Here is a 21,545-nt window from a genome sequence, read left to right as displayed (position 1 = left end):
GAGGATATTAAAAATCCTCTTTTCCTTCTTTTTGCCCGATGTAACTTTTTTCTGCAATCAGGTCTTTTTTGTACACCAGTGTCCTGTATGGGAACGGAATCTCGATTCCTTCTTTATCGAAACGCTTCTTGACAGCCTCCCTAATCTCACATCCTGCACCATAAGCAAAACTTCTATCCCGCAACCACACAAATAATTTTAGATTAACTGAAAAGTCTCCGAGTCCTGTTAGAAGGACAGAGACATCATCATCACTGAACTTTTTATCATATTTACGAAGTTCAGAGAAAGACATCGTATTTTTATTTTTGCGCCCTTCTTCGACCATTATCTTACGGGCAAGATCAATATCTGAATCATAGCTTATACCGATATCAATCGGCCAGCATACCGTTGGGTCCTCTATTGTCCAGTTTATGATTGCTTCATCACTGATTACATGATTTGGTATGATAAGCCTGCGGTTATCCCAGGTTTTTACGACCGTATGACGCAAAGTGATGTCCGAAATCTTGCCGTAATCATCCCTGATATTAACGCGATCTCCTACCCTAAAGGGACGAAATATGGCAAGGGATACACCTGAAATAATATTTGACATTGTGCTCTGGGCAGCAAGACCAACGACTATACCCAAAAACCCTGCACCTGCAAAGATAGCAAAGGAAAGGTTTTGCAGTGTAGGGAAACGCATTATTATCAAAACTAAGCCAAATACATAAACAAGAGCTACGGATGTATGCCTGATCATTCGATAAGCAGTTTCATCTACATCCATCCTACGGCTGGCCATTTCAAATTGGTGATTAATAAACCTGTCAACTAATTTTGATGCAACAAACGTAAGTACGATAATGATAATTACGTATAGAATATCCAGTGCATGCCAGGAATTCCAGAAATGCCATGAAGTGTCGGAAAGTACATCTGTTGTGTTTGCCATTGGACCTACCATATTTACTCTTACTAAAACACCCAATAAGTAATAGTGCTTATAATTTAGTTTTTACTATTAAATGTCCAGAACGGGATTAAACCGATGCTTTTACTTTGAAGCAGAATACCTATTTGCAAAATAACCTGTATTCCCTTAATAATAAATGCCATTAATTGTATTTGTAACTTTCACCAGCAAAATGGATATCCAAACTCGCCTTTAGATGTGAAATTTTATGAAAATAGAAGAACTGGACCTGCCTTCAGAAGCCATTAACCTATATCTTCAGGCCGGTATAGAAGAACTCTATCCGCCCCAGGCAGATGCTGTAGAAAAAGGACTTCTGCAAGGAGAAAACCTACTTGCAGCAATCCCCACAGCATCAGGGAAGACCTTACTTGCAGAGATGGCGATGTTAAAGGCTGTCAAAAAGGGAGGCAAGGCCCTTTACATTGTACCACTGCGCGCACTGGCTTCTGAAAAATTCAGGGATTTTAAACGATTTGAAAGTCTGGGTATAAAAACTGCCATATCTACAGGAGATTTTGATTCAAGGGATGAATGGCTCGGTTCCAATGACATAATAGTTGCTACCTCCGAGAAAACGGATTCCCTTTTGCGTAATTCCACACCCTGGATGAAAGACATCACCACTGTGATCGTTGATGAGGTCCATCTGCTTGACTCGGCAAACAGAGGACCCACCCTGGAAGTAACCCTGGCAAAACTCAAAAGACTCAATCCTGAGGCACAAGTGGTTGCTCTTTCAGCTACAGTTGGTAATGCGATGGAAATTGCTCAGTGGCTGGAAGCAAAACTCGTATTAAGTGAGTGGAGACCCACGGACTTATATGAGGGAATTTTCTTCGGAGATGCCATCAATTTCAATGAAAGCCAGAAGTTTATCGAAAGACGCCACAAGGAAGATACTGTAAATCTTGTACTGGACACTATTATCGAAGAAGGACAATGTCTTGTATTTGACAGCAGCCGGCGAAATTGTGTTGGATTTGCAAAGAAATGTGCTCCTGTTGCAGGAGAACTTCTCGACAGACAAAATCGCAATGAACTGGAAGAAGTTGCAAAAGAGGTTCTGGAAAACGGGGAGACCAAACTTACTGAAACTCTTGCATACTGTATTAAAAAAGGGGTTGCTTTTCATCATGCAGGACTGAATTCTGCCCATCGCAGGATCGTAGAAGATGCTTTCCGGAACAATTTAATAAAGATGATCTGCAGCACACCAACACTGGCAGCCGGGTTGAACCTGCCTGCCCGACGTGTGATCATCCGCAGTTACAAACGTTATGATCCCAATGCAGGAATGCAACCCATTCCTGTGCTTGACTACAAACAGATGGCCGGCAGGGCAGGCAGGCCACATCTGGACCCCTATGGAGAGGCTGTAGTCATAGTGAAAACATATGAAGAACTAACCGATGTGCTGGAGAGATATATCAACGCTTCTGCAGAAGATATCTGGTCCAAACTGGGTACCGAGAATGCACTGCGCACCCACATCCTTTCCACTATTGCAAGCGGTTTTGCAAATTGCCACAAGGAGGTGCTTACCTTTTTGGGTTCCACTTTTTTTGCCCACCAGCAAGAGAGCTGGAATTTCGAAGAACTGCTGGAAGACTGCCTGATATTCCTTAAAAATGAGGGAATGCTTGAACAGGATAATGAGATCATCCGGGCAACCGAACTGGGAAAAATGATATCCTCTCTATATATTGATCCTCTTTCGGCTTCAAAAATCATCCGCGGACTGGAAAAAACCACACATGTCACAGATATTACTTTGTTACAACTGATTTGCAGTACACCGGATATGCGCCTGCTTTACTTGCGCAACAGGGATTATGAAATAATAAATGATTATGTGATGAATCATACCGAAGATTTTATCGAAGTGCCCAGTCCATTCAAACAGATAGAATATGAATGGTTTCTTTCAGAGGTCAAGACCGCTTTGTTGCTCCAGGAATGGATCAATGAGAAAAGCCTGGAAAAAATTGTTGAGAACTATCAGGTCGCAGAAGGCGACATTTATGCCAGCTCTGATATTGCCGAGTGGTTGATGCATGCCACTTTAAGGATTGCATCCAGAATAAATCCACAACTTGAAACCGAATGTGCAAAACTTGAAAAAAGGATACATTATGGTGCAGGCAGTGAACTAATGGAATTGGTGGAAATCCCCGATGTAGGCAGGGCAAGAGCACGCAAACTTTTCAAGAAAGGATATAGCAGCCGTCAGAAACTTGCAACAGCAAATGAAAAGCAACTTGCAGGGATAGTCGGGCCAAAGATCGCCCAAAAAATTCTTGCATATCTGGGCAGGGAAACTGACAGCAATGGTTATGTAGAGCCGGAAACATTGGAAAATAAGAAACAACAGAAAACATTTCAGGACTTTATCTGAGATAACTATCTAATACATAAACACAAAGACGGAGACTTACCCCATGCTTTATAAAAAAATTAAAGACCTCACCAATGGTGAATTGGATAATCTTATGGAAAGGGCATCAGACCTGATGGCTGTAAGGGATGCAGTTGAAACAATTCTTGAGGATGTGAAAAAGGAGGGGGATAGTGCCCTGCGTCATTATACTGAAAAATTTGACAAAGCCCGAATTGGTGCCATCGAAGTAACTGAAGACGAAATTAATGAAGCAATGACAAAAATAGACCCGTCTTTGTTGAAACATCTGGATAAAGCTGCATCCAACATCAGGAAATTCCATGAAGCACAATTACCCCGGGACAAATGGTTTGTAGAAATTTCCCCGGGAGTTAAAGCCGGACAGAAAACAGTACCCTTAAGATCCGTAGGTGCATATGTGCCAGGAGGAAGAGCATCATACCCTTCAACCGCCCTTATGACAATAATCCCTGCCAAAGTTGCAGGAGTGAAGGACGTAGCCATGTGTACTCCTCCCGGGCCCGATGGTAAGGTGAATCCTTTGACACTTGCAGCTGCAAAGGTCGCTGGTGCTGACAGGATATACAGACTCGGCGGGGTCCAGGCTGTTGCAGCTCTTGCCTATGGAACTGAAAGTGTTAAACCCGTAGATAAGATTGTAGGACCGGGAAATGTATTTGTGACTGCGGCAAAGATGCTTATCCGCACACATGCAGAGATAGATTTCCCGGCAGGGCCCAGTGAGATCCTGATAATTGCAGATGAAACTGCAGATCCGGATTTTATCGCATCTGACATGCTGGCACAGGCCGAACATGATCCCAATGCAATCTGTGTATTAGCCACTACCTCTGAGGAAATTGCAGCGAATACACAACAACGCTTAGGGGAACTTGCAGATACTACACCCAGGTCAGAAATCGTGAAAGAAGCCCTGCAAAATGCGGCCATCCTTATAGGCGATTCCCTTGATGAGTGTATTGGATTATCCAATCGTTTCGGACCCGAACATCTTGAGATAGTGACAGCAGATGATGATGCAGTCCTGGACAGAATTGATAGTGCCGGATCGATTTTTATGGGAAAATATGCTCCCGTTTCAACCGGTGATTATGCTTCAGGAACAAATCATGTACTCCCTACAGCCGGATATACAAGACTCTACTCGGGATTAAACATCAATCATTTCCTGAAATATTCCACAATACAGCAGCTGGACAGGAAAGGTTTACAATCCCTGAGTGATACAATAATCACACTTGCAGAAGAAGAAGGGCTGTACGCTCATGCTGATGCCGTAAGGTTGCGTTTGAAGAAAAATTAATGATCCTCTCACTCGATAATTATTTAAGAGGTTAGAATTAATAATAATTTATTGAGTTGTACATCGAGCTTAATATCAGGAGTGGAATCATGAAAATCAGAGTTGTCAGCAAAAGGAAAGAAATTGAAACACTCGATGAAGGGGAAAGAGTGATTCATCTGGCTTTCCGTCCGTCCAATAAGGACATATTTGATCTCGTTAAAAGATGTAAGAATGTGGAAGTGATCCAGATACCTTCTTCTTACAGGAAAACTGTATCAAAATCCATTGAGATGTTCCTTGAGATGGAAGGAATCAGACTTATAGAAGGAGATGTGTGGGGTCACAGGAAAGACATAAATGAATATTACAGTATCTCTCCTTCTGTTAATGAAAGGATAAAGGAATTGAAATCGGAAGGCATGTCAGACGAAGAAATTGCCAGAAAGATAGAAAAAGAAGGAAAACTCAACAAGGACATTTTATTATATATACTCGATAAACAATGAGTATATTTTTCACTTTTTCTTCCTCCAACTTCTATCCGGTACATATAACCTTTTTAACCAATCAAATCCTTAGTTCCTCAAACACGTCAATAGAGGATTAATATCATGAATAGCGGATACGGGAAAGTATATCTTGTTGGGTCCGGCCCCGGAGATCCGGAACTGCTCACAATAAAAGCAAGAAAGTTAATAGACAACGCAGAGGTCATCGTCTATGACCAGTTGCCAGGAGAAGCAATCCTGCAAAGCATGCCTGAAACAGCAGAAAAAATAGATGCAGGAAAATATGCAGGCAACCATAAACTAACCCAGACAGAAATCAACGATCTGATAGTGAAAAAGGCAGAAGAAGGAAAAAGTGTCGTTCGATTAAAGGGAGGGGACCCCTATATGTTCGGCAGGGGCGGCGAAGAGGCTGAAAAACTTGTACAGGCAGGAATCGATTTTGAGGTTGTACCCGGTATCACCTCTGCAATTGCAGCACCTGCTTATGCCGGAATCCCTGTAACCCACAGGGACCATGCATCAATGGTTACATTTATTACCGGCCATGAAGACCCGACCAAAACAAAAACCGGTCTTGATTGGGAAAACCTGGCACAATTCCCGGGGACCCTGGTCATATTTATGGGAGTAAAAAGGCTGGAGCAGAATATGAACGCACTGAAAAAATACGGCAAACAGCCATCAACTCCGGTAGCAATTATCGAAAAAGGAACCCGACCCGATCAGAGGATCACCACAGGAAATATTGAGAACATAGCAGAAAAAGCAAAAAAGGCCGGTGTAAAGGCCCCTGCAATAACAGTTGTGGGTGATGTGGTTTCCGTACATGATATTCTGGGTATGCAAAAGGTCTTATGGGGATAATATGGATAAAAAAAATAATACCATAGCAATAATGAGGCCTCGCAATTACCTCGCAAAATCCCGTGAGATGGCACAATCCATGGGATATGAGGTGTTCGAGGCGCCAATGATCGAGCTGACGGATATGAAAGATGACATGTTCGATACATTCACAGAGCATGTCCTTTCTGGAAAAAGCGACTATGTGATATTTACCAGTGCCAACGGTATCGACTATACCCTGGACAAGGTAGATGACAGGAATGAATTTGCCAATGCTCTTAACAGGACAAAAGTAATAACCATCGGCCCAAATACAAAAAAGAGGCTGGAAGAGCTTGATATTGGAGTTCTTGGTATACCAGGTGTCTACAGCTCAGAAGGACTGGTCGAATATCTCTGTCCTGATGTTAAGGGAAAGATAGTGGATACCGCGCGCAGTGCCTATGGCTCAATCCTGCTTATAGAAGGACTCGAAAAGTGTGGTGCATCAGTTCTGGAAACACAGGTATATACACTCATGCGTCCCGAAGGAGACAAGCAGAGAGAACTTATCAAAAGGGCGGCAACCGGGGATATTACGATTTTTGCCTTCACAAGTTCCATGATGGTACGCAATTTTTTCAGCCTGGCAGAAGAGATGGGAAAAACCGATGACATAAAGGAAGTAATGAAAAAGTCTATCGTGGCTGCAATTGGCACTCCTACAGCAAATACCATTCGGGAATATGGCGTGGAAACAACTATAAAGCCCTGCAAGTACACCTTCGATGAAATGCTAAAGACAATTAAAGACGAATACTTTGACTGAAGAAGGTTTAGAAATGATCGGTATTTCAAAGCTCTATTGCAAAACTGTCGAACCATCGGATGCCCTGAGATATGGACGGCATTCCTCCAGATTACCTTCCCACCTCCTCCAGTTCTCAAAGGACAAGAAACCTGTTGTAGTATGGAATATCACCCGCAAATGTAACCTCAAATGCATTCACTGTTATGCCCAGGCAGATGAGAAGGATTTTGAGGGGGAACTATCCACAGAAGAAGGAAAAAGACTCATTGATGACCTGGCAGAATTCAAGACCCCTGTCATACTTTTTTCCGGAGGAGAACCTCTTGTAAGGAAAGACCTGCCTGAATTGGCCGAATATGCAGTCTCAAAAGGCCTAAGAGCAGTAATTTCCACAAATGGCACACTAATAGATATGGACATGGCAAAAAAACTAAAGGAAATCGGTCTGTCCTATGTTGGAATATCCATTGACGGCACGGAAGAGACAAATGACAGGTTCCGCGGACAACAAGGGGCTTTCAAAAAGGCGCTTGAAGGTGTCCGCAACTGCATGAAAGCAGGAATCAAGGTTGGCCTGCGTTTTACAATCAATAAAAGTAATTTCCGGGAAATCCCTGCAATATTCGACCTGCTGGAAGAAGAAGGAATTCCGCGGATTTGTTTCTATCATCTTGTGTATGCAGGCAGAGGCAGCGACCTCATAAAACAGGACCTGACACATGAAGAAAGCCGGGAAACCGTAGATTTGATTCTGGATCGTACAAAACAGCTTTATGAGAAGGGAATTAAACCAGAGGTACTCACAGTGGACAATCATTGTGATGCTCCTTACCTCTACATGAAATTAAAGGAAGAAGAACCCGAACGTGCGGCCGAGGCCCTCGAACTTATGAAAATGAACGGAGGAAATTCCACCGGCGTAGGAATTGGTTGTGTTTCCTGGGATGGAACAGTGCACCCGGACCAGTTCTGGCGCCACTACAACATCGGGAATATCAGGGAAAGACCTTTCAGTGAGATATGGACAGATCTCAGCGACAATTTACTTGCAGGCCTGAAAGATCGCAAACCCCTATTGAAGGAACATGCAAAAAGATGTGGCCGGTGCAAGTGGCTGGACATCTGTAACGGAAATTTCCGTGTCCGTGCAGAAGCTGTTTATGGCAATGTCTGGGCAGATGACCCGGCCTGTTATCTTACAGATGAAGAGATCGGGCTGGAATAATTATTTTTTTGCGGTATTGATACCCAGATAATGATAGGGCGTACAGTGCCTTATCATTGCCGTAAATAATCCAGCCAAAGCCACCAGAGCAACCAGCCAGTTCCAGGGGGAGGTTTCTACCAGACCCATGGCCAGGGCAATCGTTGCCACTGAACCAATCAGGGCTCTGAGGAAAAGGTCAAATCCGCCGACATTTTCCTCGAGCAATATATCTTTGAAAGTCATAGTCGATTGCCTTTTAGAATTCCAATTTATCCATCTGCTTTAATACCTGCCTGCTGAAATCAGTGAAATTCTGGATACCACCTGTCCAGGCAGCGATCATCATACAATCCGTGATCTCAGTACGGGTTGCCCCAAATTTCTTGAGTCTTTCAAGAATTTTCACTGCACTTTCACTGTTATTATTGGAACAGGCAATGGAAAAGACAAGAAGATGTTTCTCCTTCATGGAGAGACCATCCTCCCTGTCTTCCCAAACAGCAGTGTAAAAGGATGCAAGGGCCTCAGAGAAGTCTTCATTTATGTCCTGGGCATACCTTATGGACCTTGGAAGGAAACCCTTGACTTCTTTTCCATTATCTGCATTTGTGCCCATGAATTTCACCTAACCTTAGAGTTCGATCAGGTTCTGCCACAGGCCGTGTACATTACAATAGGACATAGCAAACACGGCCTTGAAATCGGCAACATTTAACTTAAACCTTGCAAGAGGCTCGGTAAAAGAGGGGCCAAACTCCGCACGTCCAAGATCTACTACCTGCCCGTTCCCTTTCACACCATACAACTCAAGCCATACAATATGATGCTCAACCGTATTGGGATGGGCAACTTCCTTTCCCACATGGACCGTCACAAGGTCTTCCACGTCTGAACCATGGGACTTGCTGATTGAAATATCAGGTACATGTTTCTCTTTGCCTTCCGATACCTTTCCTTTAATTAATTCTTCAATATCCATATCAAATCCTCCTTTTACTGATTACTGTTCTTCCTGTGCCGGTGGGGTGAAAACCCTTGCCCCGAGTTCCTTGTCAATCATAAAAAGGCCATTGCCATCTTCACCTGCAAGCTGGAGTTTGCTGATTATTTCATTGTCATTGCTCTCTTCTTCGACCTGTTCGGTGACAAACCACTGCAGGAATATGTTTGTTGCATAGTCCTTCTCTTCATTTGCAAGAGTGACCAGTTCATTGATGGACCTTGTGATGAACTGTTCGTGTTCAAGGGTTGCCTTGAACATCTCAAGAGGCGTACCAAATTCCTTTGGTGGCTGCTCTATTGCCTTAAGCTGGATTTGTGCCCCCTGTCCATTCAAGTAATCATATATACGCATGGCATGAGTCATTTCTTCCTGATACTGCACCATAAACCAGTTCGAAAAGCCGTCAAGTCCTTTATATGAACTTGCAGCTGACATTGCCATATAAAGATAAGCAGAGTACATTTCCCTGTTTATTTGCTCGTTCAGCGCATCGATCATCTTTTCACTTAACATATTTACCTCCAAATATAGACTCAAAAAAGACAACGACAGTTAAACTGCACCACCTGTTCTCCATCTGTCAAACTCCCGTTATCCATAGAAGAGAAGATAGATAGCTATAAATTTTTATCGTTAGACAGTTTTATGTTCATTTATATTATAAAATAACAATAAAAGAAACAGTATATAGCTTCAAAGGATATATAGTAAAAAACAGCTGAAAAGCCATACATAACATAACTGTAAAACACAGAACTCAAAAGGATTTGCATGCTGCCTCTTGAACAAAAGGTACTGGAACGTATCAAACCTTCATTGAAAGAAAAAGAAAAACTGGAAAAAACTGCCGATTATCTGATGAGAAGAGCGATCCAGATAGCCAAAAAAGAACGTATTACCGATGTGAAGGTCCAGCTGGTAGGCTCAGCTGCTCGCAATACATGGATCACCGGAACACATGATCTTGATATATTCATAAGTTTTGACCCATCCCTTCCACGGGAAAAACTTGAAGAGTATGGTTTGTTCATAGGTCACGAACTCGCAAAAGAAAGCCGATTTTGGGAGGAAGGTTATGCAGAACACCCCTACACCAAAATGAACTATGCCGGATTTGATGTAGATATCGTTCCCTGCTACCGTGTAACCGACGCCTCCAGAATTATCTCAGCTGTTGACAGGACTCCTTTTCACAACCGCTTCATAAAAGAGAGGATCAAAGGTCTTGAAGATGACGTGCTTTTACTCAAACAATTCATGAAAGCCGGAGGGACATATGGCTCAGAACTGAAAACCCGGGGTTTCTCGGGCTATCTCACCGAACTGCTCATAATCCATTATGGCTCTTTCAAAAACGTGCTTGAAGCCGCAGCAGTGTGGGAGCCGAATCAGAAAATAGAGTTCCTGAAGCCCACAAAAGAATATAGCGAGCCTCTTCAGGTGATTGACCCCACAGATGCAGGAAGAAACGTAGCCGCTGCTCTATCCCTGGATAAATTTTGCCTCTTCGTTGATCTCTGCCGCCAGTATCTGAAAGAACCAAATGAATCTTTTTTTGTCCGAAAAAATCCTGTTCCACTGTCCGATGAACAAGTAATCCAGAGAATGAATAAAAGAACAAGCTCCATAATTGCGTTGAAGTTCCATACTCCTGAAGTTGTAGAAGATATATTGTATCCCCAGCTTTTCAAAATGCAAAAGTCCGTGGAAGCATTACTTGAAAAACAGGACTTTCAACTCATTAAAAGTGGTATATGGGTAGGCAAGGATGTCGTACTTATCATTGAACTGGAAAATTCCCAGATTGCAACGGTCAAAAAACACAGGGGTCCGCCAGTATGGGTTAAGCAACATGCTGAAATGTTCAGGGAGAAATACACCAACAGAACAGATGTGTTTGCATTCTACATAGAAGACGGGAAATATGTAGCTGAAGTACCGCGCAAATATACTACAGCCTCTTCATTACTTGAAAATGAAATTTACAACTGTTCCCTGGGAAAACAGGTTGCAAAGAACATTAAAGAAGAATATGAAATCCTGTCCGGGAAAAGTATCCTGCAAATAAAGGATACCGACTACCGGGCTTTTCTCAATGAATTCCTTTAATACATTCAACTGCCCAGTTTACCTTCACGCCTGTGCTGATAGAAAAGATACTGCTGGGCATAACCACAGTAATGTCCAAAATAGGATCGTGCCCACTCAGCCATTTTAGGTTTAGTGTAAGGCCCTTCAAAACTATCGGAATAATAATTTCTGATTACCCTGTCAACATGGGTATCTACAGGAAAAGCTTCCATTTTTCCATAGGAGAAAAGGAGGATACAATCAGCCACCTTTTCCCCGATACCTTCTATATTCATCAATTGCTGCTTGGCCTGAAAATAATCCATATTATACAGCCCATAAAGGTCTAATTCCCCTGATTCTATCATCCTGGCAGCTTTGATAAGTCGGCGTGCTCTGAAACCCAGACTGCAGTCACAAAGATCCTCACCACAACAAGCTGCAAGGGCAGATATTTCAGGAAAGGCATAAATCCCATCTACAATTTCCCTACCCAGCAGCCGGGACAGTTTCTCTATGGATTTCATTATACGGGGAATATTCGAAGCAGTTGCTATCATATAAGACACAAGGCATTCCCAGGGATCCTGCCTAATCAGGCGCAACCCCCTGTATTTTGATATTGCTTCATGTACGTAAGGATCATGATCGATTGAAGAAAAGATACAGGGCAGGTCATCATCCAGCCTGAAATATTTCACAAAAAACTCAACAGGGAGACGGGAATCAATGTAAAGGGTCTCCGCCTCCTGTTCATAGAAGGCATGTACATAATCTCCCTGTACCACACCGTGCCACCAGTCATCTTCTTTTGTCCAGCGAAATACCTGACCACATCCCAGAGTGTGGTCAAGGTCAAAGCATGAAACGGGTATACTGTACATGGTAATATTGTTACTGTCTTGTTGTTTCCCTGCCCAGCCTGAATGCCTCCAGGTTGGTATCAATGGTCTTTGGGGGTACCATATTCCTTATACATTCCACCAGTGTTTCCTCGGGGATTGGAAGATAAGAGGAAATTGCCCCCAGCATCACAACATTCAGGGTTTTCATATTCCCGGCCTCTCTGGCAAGGGCTACAGCATCAAAAGCCACAACCCTGTAATCCTTCTCAATTCTGGTAACTATTTCCTGTGGATCAGGGTAGGTACATTGTCCCGATGTAACGGTTACCGGATAAATCGGGGAGTTATTCATCACAACTATCCCGTCCTTTGCAACATCATGAATGTAGCGCATTGCCTCTACCGGCTCCAGTGCCAGCATACCGTGGGCACTGCTGCAGGGAATAAGAGAACCTAACTCACAACCAAGTCTTACATAATTCACAACAGAACCACCACGCTGGGCCATCCCGTGTGTCTCTGCTGCCCGAACACTCATTTCTTCAGAGACCGCTGCCTTGCCTATTATATCGGAAACCTTGACAGCACCCTGGCCTCCTACACCGGCTATCACAAGATCAAATTTTGATAGATCGGGAGTCATTTTTTCACCTCCACAATAGCGTTGAAAGTGCATATTTCAACACACAATCCACAACCGCTGCACATCGAATTGATAAGGGCGTTTTTGGAATTTTCATCAAATTCAATTGCAGGGCAGCCAAATTTCAAACATTTGCGGCAACCTTTACAGAGATCTGTGTCAACCATAAACGGAGTGTATCTTATACCTTCCCTTGCTGCGGAAATAACACAGGCACGTTTGGCTATCACAACTGAAACCCCTTCATAGGCTTTTGCTCTCTCAAGTACATCTTCTGTGGCAGCCATGTCGTAGGGATCAACCACTTCCACGAATTCAGCACCCATTGCACTGCACAATCTATCAAACGCAACCTCGACGGTTGGTTCACGGGTTGCTGTCTTACCCATACCCGGATTGGGTTGGTGACCGGTCATCGCAGTAGTCCTGTTATCAAGTATCAATACGGTGATATCAGATTTATTGTAGATAGCATTCATTAAACTGTTAATCCCGGTGTGGAAAAAGGTAGAATCACCGATTGTACAGCATATGGGTTTTTTCTCACCGGCATCATAGATTCCCGAAGCAACACTGATACTGGATCCCATGCATAGAGTGGTATCCACCGTCCCGTGCTGGATACCTAAAGTATAACAGCCGATGTCACTGGGAAATACTGCATCTTCACCAAATACTTTTTTCATGACATGGAAAGTACCCCTGTGGGAACAACCCGGACACATTGCAGGCGGTCTTACAGGCAGTTCCATATCCTGCTTTGCAGGTTTACATTCACATGAATCAATTCCAAAGGCTTTAGCGATTCCCTCCATGCAGATATCAACATTGAATTCACCTGTACGGGGAAGAAGGCCATCTGCTTTGCCAAATATTTCAGTTTCAAACTCTACATCTCTTGCAATTACCTTGCACTGATCCTCAATAACAGGTTCAAGTTCCTCGATCACAATTACCTGTTCTGTTTTAGCAAGAAGTTGACGAACACTGTCTTCTGGAATTGGATACGCTCCTATCTTCAAAAAAGAAGCTGTGATACCAAGCCTGTCAAGTGCTTCTTTTGCATAAACTGCAGCTGTTCCGGAAGCGATGATACCAACATTACTTTCTGCTTCTATGGTAAGTTCATTCCAGCCGGAAACTTCAAGCTCGCCGCGAATATCCTGTTGAATCGAGAGCAAATGAGGGTGACGTACCCTCGCGTTTTTAGGAACCATTACCCAACGGTCAGGATTCTTTTCAAATTTGATTTTACCGGTCTTCTGCCTGACTGGAGCCAGTTCGATATCCGACTTGCCATGGGAAATGCGTGTTGTGGAGCGAAAGATTACCGGTATTTCATATTTTTCAGATAATTCAAAGGCATAAGGAATCATGTCCTTGGCTTGCTGGGGGGTTGATGGCTCGAGGCAGGGAATCTGTGAGAACACAGAATACCTGCGGGTATCCTGCTCATTCTGGGAAGAGTGGCAGGAAGGGTCATCGGCCACAATAATAACCATGCCTCCCTTGACACCCATGTATGCCAGGGTCATCAGGGGATCAGCAGCTACATTCAGACCTACGTGTTTCATGGTAACCACAGAACGGGCACCTGCCATAGAGGCCCCTGCAGCCACTTCCATTGCAACCTTTTCATTTACGGACCATTCAATATAGAAGTCCCTTTCCTTCATAGAAGCCAGAGTATCCACAATTTCGGAAGAAGGGGTCCCTGGGTAACCGGACACAACGTCCACAACCCCTTCTACAATACCGCGGGCAATGGCAACGTTGCCTAGCATATATTCACGACCGCTCATGGTAATCGCCTGCTACTTCATAATATACATTATTGATAAATATATCTCGTAATACCATGAGTACTGCTAATTTTTGGCAACATACAGCAGTTGTTAAAAGCGTTTATATATGCTGTGGATTATAGACAGTACTGTAAATTAAAAGAGGTATTGGAATGATAGACTTTGCCTGCAAAGAATTCCGTTTAAACGATGTTATCAAATGTGCCCTGAAACTTACAAGAGCCGACATGAAGGTCATCGGGTTATTCTTTGATATGCCTGAAAAATGGGTAAATACCGAAGATGTAGCAAATGATACCGGGCTTGACCTTTCAACTGTCCAGAGATCGGTTAAAAAATTACATGAAAAAGAAATCCTTACCAAATCCCAAACAAATCTGGATCGTGGAGGATACACCTATATCTATAAACTGAAGGAAAAAAATGAGATAAAGGAAATTATTATGCAAATTGTACATGAGTGGGTAAACAAAGTCGATAAAGAGCTGGAGGCATGGTGAAATGTTGAATATAACACGTTATTTGTGGGTACTTGTACTTATTGTTACTCTGGGAGGATTGTGGTATCCATACCTGGGATATGTCATGGCTGTAGTAATGCTAACCCTGATGATCACTGCCGTCTTCCGTGGACGCTGGTTCTGTGGAAATCTCTGCCCACGTGGAAGTTTCAATGATTTTGTACTGAACAAAATCTCGAGGAAAAAGAACATACCCGGTGTTCTCAGAAGTTTGTGGGTAAGAGTGCCTCTTTTCATTCTGATTATGTCATTGATGATATACAGGGTATCAATTGTATTTGCCACCCGTAATATGTTCGAAAAGATTGGAGTGATATTGGTATCCATGTGTATCGTGACAACTGTAGCAGCAATCCTGCTTGGTGGATATTACAATTCCAGGGCCTGGTGTACGGTATGCCCGATGGGAACTGCACAAAGAATAATCGGAGGAGACCGCTACCAGCTTAAAATGGCACATGATCTTTGCATAGATTGCAAGAAATGCGAAAAAATTTGCCCCATGGAACTGACGGTCAGGGATATAGGCAATAACCCCGACTGCATAAAATGTGGCCGATGTGTAGAAGCCTGTCCAAAAGATGCCCTGTACTTTTAAATGATCAAAACAACAGGCTTTCTAATTCCCGGGGATCGTTGACCGGAGGAGCGCAGCTTTGTCCTTTGCAGACATAAGCTGTAGTTCTCCCTTCTTTTACATCCATATCAAACGTATAAGGGGCAATCCTGGCCAGATCTCTGGCAGATTTGGGGTTTTTCAATAACAATATTGTTTGGGGAAGATTATTTTTCCTTACAACACCCATCATTTCCTTAAGCCCGATTTTTTCAGAATCTGTAACTATTACCACAAGGGTAGCCTCTGCTTCAAGCATGAGGCCTGTTAACATGTAGCTATAGGCCGGTGGAGAACGCTGCAGTATTCCACCAAACGCCGACAGGGTTGTACGGGCTAACTCACGGTAGCGCACATGACACCAGTGACATGTTGAATACCCAATGGAAAGGAAGACCGGGAGGTTTTTCCTTGTCGCCTGCTCAAAAGCTTCTTCTGACCACGGATACCAATCAACAGGATTTGTGGAATGTTGTCTCAGGTAGGGACTGTTTTCCCGGGCAAGCCTGTTGATTTTGGGATTCATGATTAACCTCAGGAAAAATTCTCAAACACACTGTCCAGCTTTGCAAAATCGTATTGTTTTCCTGTAAGTGGTCCCTTTTTTAGTACCTCCAGTTTGGACTCGAATGGCTCTGAATCTCTCTTATAGAACACACCTGTAGGAATCCGGTCACCCCATTCAAGAGCTTTCTCAAAAGCTGCAATCCTGTTTGCAGGATCATGCCCATCATCTTCCATTTTGTAAACTCGGTCATGATACCACTTGTATGTATTGAGTTTATTGAAGGTAACACAAGGCTGAAGAACATCCACAAGGGAAAATCCCTTGTGAGAAATCGCCTGTGAGAGCAATGATGAAAGATGATCGACATCACCGGCAAATCCTCGTGCCACGAAGGGACAATCCAGAGATATAGCAACTGCCAGAGGATTGAAAGGGGTATGGAGAACACCATGCGTCTGCACCTTGGTTTTCATGCCCAATTCACTTGTAGGGGAGGCCTGGCCTTTGGTCAAACCGTATATCTGGTTGTCATGTGCTATCAAAGTAATATCGGGATTGCGGCGAATGGCATGTATGAAGTGGTTTCCTCCCTCACCATAGGAATCCCCGTCACCACCTACCGCAATCACAGTGAGTTCAGGATTGGCAACCTTTGCTCCAGTAGCCGGAGGCAGGGTCCTGCCATGAAGGCTGTTGAATGTATTGCATTTCAGGTAGTGTGGTAATTTACCCGACTGACCGATTCCTGATACCATCAAAACTTCGCGGGGCTCTTTACCAAGGTCCACAAGAGAGCGTTTCACAGCCTCAAGTATGTTGAAATTGCCACACCCGGGACACCATTCAGTTTCACCGTCTTTATAGTTGTCCATTGTTACCATTTCAGATCACCCCCATTCCTTTAAGCTCCCTGATTACCGATTGTGGTGTAAAGGGCAGGCCATCATACCTTAACATCTTCTTTGAAACTTCAAATCCTAATTCGGCCCGCAGCAGGCGTGCAAACTGGCCTGTTGCATTATTTTCCACGCATATAGTGGTGTTCAACCCATCCAGTAAACTGACAGTATCATGAGAAAACGGGTAAATATCACTAAAATGAATCAAATTTATGGATACTTCATCACGATTCAGGATCTCAACTGCCTCTGCAAGGGGACCATAGGTAGATCCCCAGCCTATCAGGGAAATATCTGCTCCGTCTATACCATGAATAGCTGGCATCTGCATTTCATCCGTAAGTCCATCTACCTTGCGCAGACGTTTTTCATTCATACGAATGCGGTTACCAGTAGTCTGATCGATATGACCTGATTCGTTGTGTTCATCACTGTCTGCAACCACCAGTGCACCGTTCTGGCCGGGAATAGCCCTCGGTGATATACCGGATTCGGTAATTGTATATCTCTGGTAGTCACTTCCCACAGCCCTGTCTTCCAGAAGATGCCTGTTAATCTTCAGGCCGGATGTATCAAACATCTCATAGGTAAAGAGACCATCTGCAAGATGCTGGTCACTCAATATCAGAACCGGGATCTGGTATTTGTCAGCTATGTCGAATGCCCGTCTTGTCTGGTTGAAGGCGTCTTTTGCCGTACGAGGGGCAAGTACACAACGGGGGAATTCCCCCTGTGCCGCATGAAGCACAAAATTAAGGTCCCCCTGTTCGGTCATTGTGGGAAGGCCGGTAGCAGGCCCGGGACGCTGGCCCAGAAAGATGACAATCGGTGTCTCAGTAATGCCGGAGAGACCCAATCCTTCTGTCATCAGGCAGAAACCTCCACCTGAAGTAGTAGTCATGGCACGCACCCCTGCAAAGGATGCTCCGATAGCCATATTTATGGCAGCGATCTCATCCTCGGCCTGCTCCACAACAGCATTGAAATCGTCTGCATGTGCTGCTACTCGGGTCATGACACCAGTTGAAGGGGTCATGGGATATGCCGAAAGGAATTGCACTCCTGCAGCAAGGGCACCCACTCCCACACTGTCATTACCATTTATCAAAATCCGCCTGTTAGTCGGTTGTGGGCTGAGATTATAGTTACAAATCCCCTCAAATTTACCATTTTTTACATAATCATAACCTGCTTGTGCTGCCTTTATGTTTTTCTCTACAACCTCATCACCTTTTCTTTTGAAAGTCTCGGAAAGGAACTTTTTAAGTGTTGAAAGATCATAGCAAAGCAGTCCAAATACAGCTCCTACAGCAACGGTATTTGAAAATAATTTTTTACCACTTACATCCTTTGCGATTTCTGTGAAAGGAACAGATACAATCTTTTCATCTACATTGTCCCTGACAATAGATTCATCGGCAAGCACGAATCCTTCTTTGACCTCTTCAATATGCTCAGGAATTGTCTGGTTGTCAAGAGCCACCAATACGTCTATCTTTTCATCCAGTGCATATACAGGGTGATCACTCACCCTTATGTGGAAATAGTTGTGTCCGCCCCGCACCCTGGAAAGATAGAACTGATTTCCATAAACATAGAAACCATCCCTTACAAATGTTCTTGAAAGAACCAATCCTATAGTTTGTATGCCCTGACCGGCTTCTCCACCTATTTTTATGTTTATATCGACGATAATGATTCCCCCTGAAATAACACCTAAACAAAAAGTCATTGTAATAATGTTGAAACCTGAAATATAAATAATAATGGTTTAAAGAGACTTTCATCTATAGCATGTTCAAATTACACTAAATCAATATCTAAATACCCTATATAGACACGTATATTTTGAGTTTGCCAAAAGACTTCCATTTAATCTTCTATATATACAATTAAAAATAACCAGGCTACTAATCAGCTTAATTGTGTTTAAGTAGTCGGGATGAAATATGAATCTATATTTAATTGTAGTAATAATTTCGGCTCTGTAGAAATCCTTTTCTCTAAATTCAGCTAAGCTGGTATAATTTTAATAAGAAGAAGTCCCCTGTGTACTTTTGCACTAGAAACACAAGGGGATGATTGTGTTTGTCTAACAAGTACTTAAATTTTATTGATATAGCATTGCAAGTAACACGGTATTCACACCGCCACTCTACAGCTGCAAATATTCCAAACAAACATACACACAACACCAGCTATTGACGTTGGTTTTGTTAAAGGAATATTTAGGAGAAGATTACAGGGATTTTGTTGATCTTGTTGAATTGATGAGTTCTATCCAGACTAAACTTGGATTAACCAAAGTGCCTCATTTTACTACACTTCAAAAATTTGTTACTCGAATCTATTCAGTAATACTTGATCGTATTTTCAAAAAGACATTAGACTTATTTTACAAGAATGGAGAGTCAGTTGAAGTTACTGGTATCGATTCAACTGGTTTTACAAGTGGGTATTGTAGCAACTACTATTCCTGGAGAATCAAGAAGTGGAGGCGAAATTATGTCAAGACCAGTATTTCAGTTGATGTGCAGAAATTTGTCATAACTGGATACAAAATATCAGGTAAACCTGTTCATGATGCAAAACATGCAAAGACATTGCTTTAGCAATGTCATCGCAACAGGAAATCAAGATATTATGTAATGGATAAAGCGTATGATTCTGAAAGCATACATGAATTGACGAGAGAAAAACTCGGATCAATAGCAATTGTTCCACTGAGACAGCGTGAAAGAAAGAGTATAAAAGGACATTATAGAAAGAAAATGTTACGAGAATTTGATGATAAAATTTACTCGCTGCGAAATTTGAGTGAAACGATGTTCTCTGTATTGAAAAGAAAATATGGGGAAAATCTGAGAGCCAGGAAATATAGAAACCAAGTAAAAGAAGTGAAATTAAAAGTGGTATTGCACAATCTTGACAGATCTGTCAAGATTGTATGTTTTGTCTGGTTGAGGATTTCTACAAAGCCCAAATTTACTATTTAGTTTAAACCGGGCTGATTCCAACAAGCTTGAACCTGCCCGTTTTTATTTAATCAAGTATATGCTGCTTCCTCCTGGAAGTATGTGAATTTCCACTTCCCAACGTGGGATTCACCTCCCAGCATCAACAGCGATTCGTTATTTCATTTATAATATTACAATAAACGATCTTTATAGAATACAAACGCTAACATCATTAGACATAAAAATGCTCCAAATCCAGGAGTGGATCGATCTTCTCCAGTGTCCTTAGAATCGCTGATGTTAGTTTCTTTATTATCTTCTAAAGTCTCATCCAGGGATCCAAAATTCACATCATAGTAACCAACCACATCAATATTGTTTGTAAGCCTAAAAACAACTGGTATGTTTTCTATCCCATTCTTGTCTGCTTCTTCTTTTACAATATTGTATATCTTCTCTATTTCTTCATCAGAATACGTTGTATTATTATCATTCCTGTAAAGATCAATTGCAAAATAACCGGTTGCTGTATTGTATCCATAAAGCACAACATCTCCTTCAGGATAGAAATCGGGACCAATTTTATCATAAGAATTAGCTCTTATATCTCTCAAAGTATAGATATATGAAACTAACTGGCCAGTATTTTCAATCTCTGGGAGCTCACCGTATACTTTGATGACATTTGGATCATAGATGTTACTAGCAGGATTTGTGAAACTTGAGATCTTCTCATTTTTTAATCCAAGATAAACTGATAATGCCCTTTCATCTGTATAATAATCTACATATTCAATATCATCAAAATTTGCAGACCCCATATTAGTAAAAAGAATCAGCAACATTGAAAGTGTGACAATAATTTTGTACATGTTTATTCTCCAAAAAGATAAAGGCACGAAATGTGCCTTTAAATGAGGTTACACATGATAGTTAACCTCTTCAGAATCATGCTTCAAGAGGTGTAACATCCAATTTTGATGTCACTTCACTGCATGGTATATAGAATGTAACATCCGCATTATTATATGTTCCATCCCAAGTTTGACAGTATCCACTCCTTGCTGAAGAAACCGTCTCCTCTTCCAACCTAAAAATTTCACTTTTTTGTCAGGAAAACCCATTTGACAGTCTTAAATAATTCACGTTAATTTCTACGATTTCATCCTTTTTTGCCTTAAAATCAGTGTATTTATAGCATCAAAGTTAGCGTAAATGTATCTTTTTGCCTTATTTCTCATGTAATCCACGGTAACTGTCAAATTCAATAAGCTATTTTTAATGAATTTTGTAGACTTAGATTTGAGTTCATCATACTCATATCGCATCAGCGATATTAACAATTGCGCAATGAATCCAATAATCACAGCTCCATAAATGCTAGCATCCGTCCACACTCGCAATGGTTTGATCTCAATCTCATTCTTCAACGAATTGATGATTTTCTCAATAGAATCCTTCTTTCTGTATGTAGAAAGAGCCTGTTTTAGTGTCAAATTCCTGCTTGATTTCAGACAGAAAAATCCTTCTCTACCTGTAATCACCTTCTCCTCCAGCAGTTTGATACACTCTTTTTCATCCATATCCGCCAGTTTTGTCTGCAAAGAATAAGTTACATCAACAAGTGCATTGTTGATCCTGAATCTCTTGGG

The 21,545-nt window shown here is 42.3% G+C and carries 21 protein-coding genes and 2 pseudogenes; 10 read left to right on the top strand and 13 right to left on the bottom strand.

Annotation, left to right across the window (positions count from 1 at the left end; translation table 11 throughout):
- Positions 1-7: 7 nt before the first annotated feature.
- Complete coding sequence (locus tag CP947_RS05195; protein WP_243641485.1) at positions 8-955, bottom strand: mechanosensitive ion channel family protein; 948 nt, start codon at positions 953-955, stop codon at positions 8-10.
- Positions 956-1,172: 217 nt separating this feature from the next.
- Here CP947_RS05195 and CP947_RS05190 point away from each other — a divergent pair, with 217 nt between their 5' ends.
- The 6 genes from CP947_RS05190 to ahbC all read left to right on the top strand — a co-directional run bounded on the left by CP947_RS05190 (position 1,173) and on the right by ahbC (position 8,044).
- Complete coding sequence (locus CP947_RS05190; RefSeq protein ID WP_096712178.1) at positions 1,173-3,362, top strand: ATP-dependent DNA helicase; 2,190 nt, start codon at positions 1,173-1,175, stop codon at positions 3,360-3,362.
- Positions 3,363-3,405: 43 nt separating this feature from the next.
- On the top strand, positions 3,406-4,689 hold the full coding sequence (gene hisD / locus CP947_RS05185; RefSeq protein ID WP_096712177.1) for a histidinol dehydrogenase: 1,284 nt from the start codon (positions 3,406-3,408) through the stop codon (positions 4,687-4,689).
- Positions 4,690-4,778: 89 nt separating this feature from the next.
- Positions 4,779-5,177, top strand: coding sequence for a DUF1699 family protein (locus CP947_RS05180; RefSeq protein WP_096712176.1), 399 nt, complete (start codon positions 4,779-4,781; stop codon positions 5,175-5,177).
- A gap of 105 nt (positions 5,178-5,282) precedes the next feature.
- On the top strand, positions 5,283-6,047 hold the full coding sequence (gene cobA / locus CP947_RS05175; protein ID WP_096712175.1) for a uroporphyrinogen-III C-methyltransferase: 765 nt from the start codon (positions 5,283-5,285) through the stop codon (positions 6,045-6,047).
- Position 6,048: 1 nt separating this feature from the next.
- On the top strand, positions 6,049-6,837 hold the full coding sequence (locus CP947_RS05170; RefSeq protein WP_096712174.1) for a uroporphyrinogen-III synthase: 789 nt from the start codon (positions 6,049-6,051) through the stop codon (positions 6,835-6,837).
- Between the two features lie 13 nt (positions 6,838-6,850).
- Positions 6,851-8,044 (top strand): 12,18-didecarboxysiroheme deacetylase, encoded by a 1,194-nt coding sequence (gene ahbC, locus CP947_RS05165; protein WP_096712173.1) that lies wholly within the window; start codon positions 6,851-6,853, stop codon positions 8,042-8,044.
- Here the strand turns inward: ahbC and CP947_RS05160 are convergent, their stop codons facing one another.
- The 4 genes from CP947_RS05160 to CP947_RS05145 are packed head-to-tail and all read right to left on the bottom strand — an operon-like array spanning position 8,045 to position 9,542.
- On the bottom strand, positions 8,045-8,269 hold the full coding sequence (locus CP947_RS05160; protein ID WP_096712172.1) for a YgaP family membrane protein: 225 nt from the start codon (positions 8,267-8,269) through the stop codon (positions 8,045-8,047).
- A gap of 13 nt (positions 8,270-8,282) precedes the next feature.
- A complete protein-coding gene (locus tag CP947_RS05155; RefSeq protein ID WP_096712171.1) occupies positions 8,283-8,642 on the bottom strand; it encodes a carboxymuconolactone decarboxylase family protein in 360 nt (119 codons plus the stop codon).
- 15 nt (positions 8,643-8,657) lie between these two features.
- The gene (locus CP947_RS05150; protein WP_096712170.1) at positions 8,658-9,005 is read right to left on the bottom strand and encodes a desulfoferrodoxin family protein; all 348 of its coding nucleotides are present in this window, start codon (positions 9,003-9,005) and stop codon (positions 8,658-8,660) included.
- A gap of 21 nt (positions 9,006-9,026) precedes the next feature.
- Entirely contained in the window at positions 9,027-9,542 is a 516-nt protein-coding gene (locus tag CP947_RS05145) for a ferritin (protein WP_096712169.1), read from the bottom strand.
- 258 nt (positions 9,543-9,800) lie between these two features.
- Here CP947_RS05145 and cca point away from each other — a divergent pair, with 258 nt between their 5' ends.
- A complete protein-coding gene (gene cca, locus CP947_RS05140; protein WP_096712168.1) occupies positions 9,801-11,138 on the top strand; it encodes a CCA tRNA nucleotidyltransferase in 1,338 nt (445 codons plus the stop codon).
- 5 nt (positions 11,139-11,143) lie between these two features.
- On the opposite strand, the gene CP947_RS05135 is transcribed toward cca, so the two are convergent.
- Genes CP947_RS05135 through iorA form a run of 3 tightly spaced genes read right to left on the bottom strand, consistent with a single transcriptional unit; the run spans position 11,144 to position 14,389 of the window.
- Complete coding sequence (locus tag CP947_RS05135) at positions 11,144-11,983, bottom strand: DNA-3-methyladenine glycosylase family protein (RefSeq protein ID WP_096712167.1); 840 nt, start codon at positions 11,981-11,983, stop codon at positions 11,144-11,146.
- A gap of 10 nt (positions 11,984-11,993) precedes the next feature.
- Positions 11,994-12,587, bottom strand: a complete 594-nt coding sequence (locus CP947_RS05130) for an indolepyruvate oxidoreductase subunit beta (protein WP_096712166.1) — start codon at positions 12,585-12,587, stop codon at positions 11,994-11,996.
- Entirely contained in the window at positions 12,584-14,389 is a 1,806-nt protein-coding gene (gene iorA / locus CP947_RS05125; RefSeq protein ID WP_096712165.1) for an indolepyruvate ferredoxin oxidoreductase subunit alpha, read from the bottom strand. The genes CP947_RS05130 and iorA overlap by 4 nt, the downstream gene beginning before the upstream one ends.
- 155 nt (positions 14,390-14,544) lie before the next feature.
- On the opposite strand from iorA, the gene CP947_RS05120 reads away from it, so the two are divergent.
- Together CP947_RS05120 and CP947_RS05115 are read left to right on the top strand one after the other, a co-directional pair.
- Positions 14,545-14,892, top strand: a complete 348-nt coding sequence (locus CP947_RS05120; RefSeq protein WP_096712164.1) for a MarR family transcriptional regulator — start codon at positions 14,545-14,547, stop codon at positions 14,890-14,892.
- A gap of 1 nt (position 14,893) precedes the next feature.
- Complete coding sequence (locus CP947_RS05115) at positions 14,894-15,511, top strand: 4Fe-4S binding protein (RefSeq protein ID WP_096712163.1); 618 nt, start codon at positions 14,894-14,896, stop codon at positions 15,509-15,511.
- A 4-nt stretch (positions 15,512-15,515) separates the two neighbouring features.
- Here the strand turns inward: CP947_RS05115 and CP947_RS11035 are convergent, their stop codons facing one another.
- From CP947_RS11035 to CP947_RS05100, 3 genes are read right to left on the bottom strand one after another with little or no spacing between them, the layout of a single operon-like run.
- Complete coding sequence (locus CP947_RS11035; RefSeq protein WP_207891985.1) at positions 15,516-16,055, bottom strand: DUF255 domain-containing protein; 540 nt, start codon at positions 16,053-16,055, stop codon at positions 15,516-15,518.
- Positions 16,056-16,063: 8 nt separating this feature from the next.
- Positions 16,064-16,918, bottom strand: coding sequence for a 2-oxoacid:ferredoxin oxidoreductase subunit beta (locus CP947_RS05105; RefSeq protein ID WP_096712162.1), 855 nt, complete (start codon positions 16,916-16,918; stop codon positions 16,064-16,066).
- Position 16,919: 1 nt separating this feature from the next.
- Complete coding sequence (locus CP947_RS05100; protein WP_096712161.1) at positions 16,920-18,668, bottom strand: 2-oxoacid:acceptor oxidoreductase subunit alpha; 1,749 nt, start codon at positions 18,666-18,668, stop codon at positions 16,920-16,922.
- A 356-nt stretch (positions 18,669-19,024) separates the two neighbouring features.
- Here CP947_RS05100 and CP947_RS05095 point away from each other — a divergent pair.
- Positions 19,025-19,932, top strand: a pseudogene (locus CP947_RS05095) (IS5 family transposase).
- A gap of 152 nt (positions 19,933-20,084) precedes the next feature.
- Here the strand turns inward: CP947_RS05095 and CP947_RS05090 are convergent.
- Positions 20,085-20,765 carry a hypothetical protein gene (locus CP947_RS05090; protein WP_096712160.1) on the bottom strand — a complete coding sequence of 227 codons (681 nt, stop codon included), beginning with the start codon at positions 20,763-20,765 and terminating at the stop codon, positions 20,085-20,087.
- A gap of 282 nt (positions 20,766-21,047) precedes the next feature.
- A pseudogene (locus tag CP947_RS05085) lies at positions 21,048-21,545 on the bottom strand (IS1634 family transposase); the annotation flags it as partial.

Origin of the sequence: Methanohalophilus euhalobius, assembly GCF_900215215.1 — an archaeon.
GTDB classification, from domain to species: domain Archaea; phylum Halobacteriota; class Methanosarcinia; order Methanosarcinales; family Methanosarcinaceae; genus Methanohalophilus; species Methanohalophilus euhalobius.
Note: the sequence above shows the minus strand (reverse complement) of the source record. Positions and strands in the feature narration are given on the sequence as shown.

Bases quoted from the DNA above. Each gene is read 5' to 3' on its own strand.
- CP947_RS05195 (WP_243641485.1), bottom strand. From the start codon at position 955: ATGGTAGGTCCAATGGCAAACACAACAGATGTACTTTCCGACACTTCA.
- CP947_RS05190 (WP_096712178.1), top strand. From the start codon at position 1,173: ATGAAAATAGAAGAACTGGACCTGCCTTCAGAAGCCATTAACCTATAT.
- hisD (WP_096712177.1), top strand. From the start codon at position 3,406: ATGCTTTATAAAAAAATTAAAGACCTCACCAATGGTGAATTGGATAAT.
- CP947_RS05180 (WP_096712176.1), top strand. From the start codon at position 4,779: ATGAAAATCAGAGTTGTCAGCAAAAGGAAAGAAATTGAAACACTCGAT.
- cobA (WP_096712175.1), top strand. From the start codon at position 5,283: ATGAATAGCGGATACGGGAAAGTATATCTTGTTGGGTCCGGCCCCGGA.
- CP947_RS05170 (WP_096712174.1), top strand. From the start codon at position 6,049: ATGGATAAAAAAAATAATACCATAGCAATAATGAGGCCTCGCAATTAC.
- ahbC (WP_096712173.1), top strand. From the start codon at position 6,851: ATGATCGGTATTTCAAAGCTCTATTGCAAAACTGTCGAACCATCGGAT.
- CP947_RS05160 (WP_096712172.1), bottom strand. From the start codon at position 8,269: ATGACTTTCAAAGATATATTGCTCGAGGAAAATGTCGGCGGATTTGAC.
- CP947_RS05155 (WP_096712171.1), bottom strand. From the start codon at position 8,642: ATGGGCACAAATGCAGATAATGGAAAAGAAGTCAAGGGTTTCCTTCCA.
- CP947_RS05150 (WP_096712170.1), bottom strand. From the start codon at position 9,005: ATGGATATTGAAGAATTAATTAAAGGAAAGGTATCGGAAGGCAAAGAG.
- CP947_RS05145 (WP_096712169.1), bottom strand. From the start codon at position 9,542: ATGTTAAGTGAAAAGATGATCGATGCGCTGAACGAGCAAATAAACAGG.
- cca (WP_096712168.1), top strand. From the start codon at position 9,801: ATGCTGCCTCTTGAACAAAAGGTACTGGAACGTATCAAACCTTCATTG.
- CP947_RS05135 (WP_096712167.1), bottom strand. From the start codon at position 11,983: ATGTACAGTATACCCGTTTCATGCTTTGACCTTGACCACACTCTGGGA.
- CP947_RS05130 (WP_096712166.1), bottom strand. From the start codon at position 12,587: ATGACTCCCGATCTATCAAAATTTGATCTTGTGATAGCCGGTGTAGGA.
- iorA (WP_096712165.1), bottom strand. From the start codon at position 14,389: ATGAGCGGTCGTGAATATATGCTAGGCAACGTTGCCATTGCCCGCGGT.
- CP947_RS05120 (WP_096712164.1), top strand. From the start codon at position 14,545: ATGATAGACTTTGCCTGCAAAGAATTCCGTTTAAACGATGTTATCAAA.
- CP947_RS05115 (WP_096712163.1), top strand. From the start codon at position 14,894: ATGTTGAATATAACACGTTATTTGTGGGTACTTGTACTTATTGTTACT.
- CP947_RS11035 (WP_207891985.1), bottom strand. From the start codon at position 16,055: ATGAATCCCAAAATCAACAGGCTTGCCCGGGAAAACAGTCCCTACCTG.
- CP947_RS05105 (WP_096712162.1), bottom strand. From the start codon at position 16,918: ATGGTAACAATGGACAACTATAAAGACGGTGAAACTGAATGGTGTCCC.
- CP947_RS05100 (WP_096712161.1), bottom strand. From the start codon at position 18,668: ATGACTTTTTGTTTAGGTGTTATTTCAGGGGGAATCATTATCGTCGAT.
- CP947_RS05090 (WP_096712160.1), bottom strand. From the start codon at position 20,765: ATGTACAAAATTATTGTCACACTTTCAATGTTGCTGATTCTTTTTACT.